This window comes from Macellibacteroides sp., assembly GCF_050251695.1.
Classification (GTDB): domain Bacteria; phylum Bacteroidota; class Bacteroidia; order Bacteroidales; family Tannerellaceae; genus Macellibacteroides; species Macellibacteroides fermentans.
Genome location: NZ_JBFWMI010000123.1, coordinates 1,992 through 7,002, shown reverse-complemented (window position 1 = coordinate 7,002; position 5,011 = coordinate 1,992). Strand labels below are relative to the sequence as shown.

The following is a 5,011-nucleotide window of genomic DNA, read 5'->3' as shown; positions in this document are numbered from 1 at the left end:
CAGTCGTATCCCCACATCGAGTACATTCTGATAGACGGGGCATCGACAGATGGTACCCTCGAGATAGCCAACCGCTATGCATCCGGAATTACATGCCTGCTGAGTGAACCCGACAAAGGGTTGTACGATGCCATGAATAAAGGCTTGCACAAAGCAACGGGCGATTACGTTTGGTTTCTCAATGCCGGAGATACATTGCCTACGGCAGATACGATTTACCGTATGGTGAAACGATTGGATAAACGGGGTATCTATCCGGATGTGCTGTATGGAGAAACCAACCTGGTGGATGCGGATGGACGCAGCCTGGGAGCACGGCGCCTGAAAGCCCCGAAGCAGCTTACCTGGAAAAGCTTCCGTATGGGTATGTTGGTCTGCCACCAGTCGTTTCTCGTAAAACGTGAGCTGGCGCCCGATTACGACTTGAATTACCGTCTGGTAGCCGATTACGACTGGTGTATACAATGCCTGAAGCGTTCGAATACGATTCATCATACACATATGATATTATCCAACTTCCTGGAAGCGGGCATGAGCACCGTAAACCGCAAGGCATCGCTGAAGGAGCGTTATGAAATTATGTGCCGTTACTACGGGAAGTTACCTGTTATCCTGCTTCACGGATGGTTTGCAGTACGCTTTTACTTTGCCAAATGGGTGAAGGGGCGGGTATAAACGAATTTATAATTAAAACAGAAAATATGCAGAGCTTAGCAAAGAAATGGGGCGGGCATTTGGCAGCCCTCCTCTTATTTACGGTAGTTACAATAGCCTACTTCTCTCCATCGGTATTGGATGGAAAGGTGATACATCAGGGCGATATGCTCAAGTTCTCAGGCATGTCTGAAGAGCTCAACAAGCATGCGGCCGAGGCCAAAGACGGTAACATAATCGCGTGGACCGGATCCATGTTCTCCGGTATGCCCTCGTATAACATTGCGGTGAAGGGAACAGCACCCGAATACCTTTTCTATCTGGAAAAAGCGATTAAGTCGGTCGACTTTAACGGGGCCAGCATGGTGCTCACCGGACTGATCTGCTTCTACATCCTGATGTGTGTAATGGGGATTCCGCTGTGGCTCGCCATCGCCGGAGCCATCGCCTTTGCCTTTGCTTCTTATAATCTGATTATTATCGAAGCCGGTCATATCACCAAAGCTTACGTAATTGCCTATATGCCACTTACGATAGCCGGTATGCTATTGTTGTTCAGGAGTAAATTTCTTTGGGGAGCGGTGCTGTTTACGTTGGGTGTAGCTCTTTCGGTATTGAACGGGCACTTACAGATCACCTATTACCTGGCGCTGCTTTGTCTGTTTATCTACATCGGCTTCGCCTGGGATCAGATCCGCCAAAAGGCAATGGTTCCGCTGGTGAAGATTTCGGGTGTTATGCTTGTGTGTGTTATCCTGGCTGTGTTACCTAACTTAGGGAATCTGTATGCCAACTGGGAGATGAGTAAAACCTCCATGCGCGGTCCTACGGAACTTACGCAGGCAACTACAGGAAGTGCCGCCAAGGTGTCCGACGGTCTGGACAAAGAATATGCCTTTGCCTGGAGTTACGGCAAGGGAGAGCTGCTCACCTTATTAGTACCCAATGCCTACGGAGGAGCTTCGGGAGGTACATTGAACAATAATTCAAACCTATACAAGGAGCTTCGGAGTAAAGGAGCCCAGTTAGGTAACGATGTGCAGAGTTACACCTATTGGGGCGATAAGATATTTACCTCTGGTCCGGTTTACTTCGGCGCTATCGTCTGTTTCTTGTTCGTACTGGGACTGTTCGTGGTTCCCGGAAAGCTGAAATGGTGGATGCTGGGAGGTTCTGTTTTTCTTACCTTGCTGGCATTGGGAAAGAACTTTGACGGCTTCAACGATTTTATGTTTCATAACCTTCCCATGTACAACAAGTTCCGTACAGTGGAGATGGCTTTGGTGATTCCGGGCCTTGTATTCCCGCTCATAGCCTTCTGGGGATTGAAGGAGATCCTTTCCGGAAAAGTGGACGTGAACCTGCTGAAGCGGGGAACCCTGACTGCTTTAGGGCTTACAGGTGGTATTTGTCTGATTCTTTGGTTGATGCCGTCCCTGTTCCTCGATTTCCGCTCGCCCATGGATACCCAGTATCAGATGCCGGACTGGTATTATAATGCCTTGCTGATGGACCGTAAATCTCTGGCACAGGCAGACGCTTTACGCTCGTTGATTTTTATTCTGCTGGGCGTATCTCTTTTGTTCTGGTATTTTAAAGCGAAGAACAAAGAGAAAACAGCTGTATATGTTGGTGTAGGAATAGCTATCCTTATGTTGGCCGACCTATGGAGTGTGGACAAGCGCTACCTTAATGGCGACGACTTTGTACGTGAGCAACCTGCCGAGACCTACAAGGCAACGGTGGCCGATAAAGAAATACTGAAGGATACAGATCCCTCTTTCCGGGTGTTGAACCTGAATAATCCATTCCAGGAAACTACAACTTCATTTTATCATAAATCCATTGGAGGTTACCATGCTGCCAAGTTGCGCAGGTATCAGGAGTTGATTGACCATCGCCTGACGGGTGAGATACAGTCGATCATGAAAACTTTCCAACAGGCGAAGACTGCCGATGATGTGATCAAAGGACTGATGGTTTGTCCTACGTTGAATATGCTGAATATGCGCTATATCATTTACAATCCGGAACAGGCTCCTATACGCAATCCTTTCGCCTATGGAAACGCCTGGTTTGCCCAAAAGGTGGAGATGGTGGACAATGCTGATGCCGAGATGGCCGCAATGAATCAGTTCAACCCGTTGATGGTGGCGGTTGTCGACAAACGTTTTGCTGCCGATCTGGAAGGTTTCACTCCTCAACCGGATTCTACGGCAACGATTGCACTTACCGATTACAAGCCGAATGTGGTTACATACCAGTCAAATACAAAAACCGAACAGCTTGCCATCTTCTCCGAGATTTATTATCAACCCGGATGGAAAGCTTTTGTGGATGGGAAGGAAACGCCTCATTTCCGTGCCGACTGGACATTACGCGCCCTTCGCGTACCTGCCGGCGAACATCAGATTGTATTCCGCTTCGAACCTGACAACTACATTATGGCAACCCAGGTTGCATCGGTAAGCTCGCTGCTTATCCTGTTGCTGCTGGCCGGAGCCATAGCCTGGTCGGTATGGAATACCCTTAAGAAGGAAAAAGAGCTGCAGAAATAGATTGCTCAAGCTTTTAAAAACAGATAGAGAAGGCGGATAGACACATTGTTTATCCGCCTTCTCTATGTAAGGTTGAAACATAAAGTTAGGTAGATAAAATCGTGCTTACTGTTTCTATTTCAATTATATATTGTACTTTTGTTAATTAAAGATATATACCTTAAATTCTCACTAATAGATCGGCCTGATTAGGTTGTTAGCATTATGAAACAATTACCCATCTTAGTATTAAGTTGTATGGCGTTTATCACGTGTAAGGTAAGTGCCGGACAGGAACCTGTAAAGTTGATAGAGCAGGTGGATTTCTCTCATGTACATATCCAGGATGCTTTTTGGTCACCACGCCTGGAAAAGCATATTACGACTACACTCCCTGTATGTATAGACCAGATTGAAAACCAGACCGGACGCATTCAGAACTTTGAAAATGCGGCGAAAGGTACAGGAAAACACTCCGGAATCTTCTTTGATGATTCGGATGTGTATAAAGCATTGGAAGGGATTGCTTATGCGCTGATTAACCATCCCGATCCGGCTCTGGAGAAGAAAGCCGACCAATGGATTGCCAAAATGGCTGCGGCCCAGCAACCCGACGGATACATTAACACCTATTATACCCTGACAGGACTGGGTAAACGGTGGACAAATATGGACAAGCACGAGATGTATTGTGCCGGTCACATGATAGAAGCAGCGGTAGCCTATTATAAGGCAACTGGAAAAAGGCAGTTGCTGGATGTAAGCATTCGTATGGCCGACCATATGATGTCTGTATTCGGTCCCGGTAAACGGAATTGGGTGCCGGGTCATGAGGAGATTGAGCTGGCGCTGGTTAAGCTGTTTCAGACAACGGGTGAGCGGAAGTACCTTGATTTTTCCAATTGGTTATTGGAGCAGCGGGGACATGGATATGGCTCTATGGGCGATGAGGGAACGTGGAATCCGGTTTACTATCAAGACGACAAACCCATCCGCGAGATGACAGATATTGCCGGGCATGCGGTAAGATGTATGTATCTGTATTGCGGGATGGCCGACGTAGCCGCTTATAAGCATGAAGCCAGCTATATCGATGCGATGAACCGTTTATGGGACGACGTAGTGTTACGCAATATGTATATTACAGGAGGTATCGGTTCTTCAAAACATAATGAAGGATTTACGGAGGACTATGATCTGCCTAATAAAGAGGCCTATTGTGAAACCTGTGCTTCGGTCGGGATGGTATTCTGGAATCAGCGTATGAACCAGTTTACAGGCGATTCCAAGTATATCGATGTACTGGAGCGCTCCATGTATAACGGTGCCTTATCCGGTATATCGCTGGCCGGTGATCTTTTCTTCTACGTTAATCCGTTGGAGTCCGACGGAGATCACCACCGCAAAGCATGGTACGGATGTGCCTGCTGTCCAAGTCAGATCTCCCGTTTTCTTCCTTCCATCGGTAATTATATCTACGGCGTTTCCAAGGATGCATTGTGGGTAAACCTGTACATCGGCAATAAAACTGATATTCCTGTTGGTAAGAATAAGATTGAAATCATACAGAAAACAGACTATCCATGGAATGGAGATATCCGTCTGGTTGTAAATCCGGATAAGAACATTAAGAAACAGATTCGCCTACGCATTCCGGAATGGAGTGAAACTTATACGATCAGGGTAAATGGAAAAGAGGTGAAGGCTCCGGTTGAGAAAGGATATGCAGTTATTGACAACCAATGGAAAAAAGGGGATGAGATTTTATTGACGTTGGATATGAAGACCAGGGTGGTTGCAGCAGACCAGCGGGTAAAGGC

At 46.9% G+C, this 5,011-nt stretch carries 3 protein-coding genes; all 3 read left to right on the top strand.

The features are described from left to right. A partial coding sequence (locus tag AB7E53_RS13515) for a glycosyltransferase family 2 protein (RefSeq protein WP_446776250.1) occupies nt 1–675 on the top strand: 675 nt, incomplete at its 5' end. Nucleotides 676–701: 26 nt separating this feature from the next. Then, nucleotides 702–3,212: a YfhO family protein gene (locus AB7E53_RS13510; protein ID WP_446776248.1), complete on the top strand. Its 2,511-nt coding sequence runs from the start codon at nt 702–704 to the stop codon at nt 3,210–3,212. A gap of 204 nt (nt 3,213–3,416) precedes the next feature. Next, nucleotides 3,417–5,011: glycoside hydrolase family 127 protein (locus AB7E53_RS13505; RefSeq protein ID WP_446776246.1), on the top strand; the 1,595-nt coding region annotated here is incomplete at its 3' end.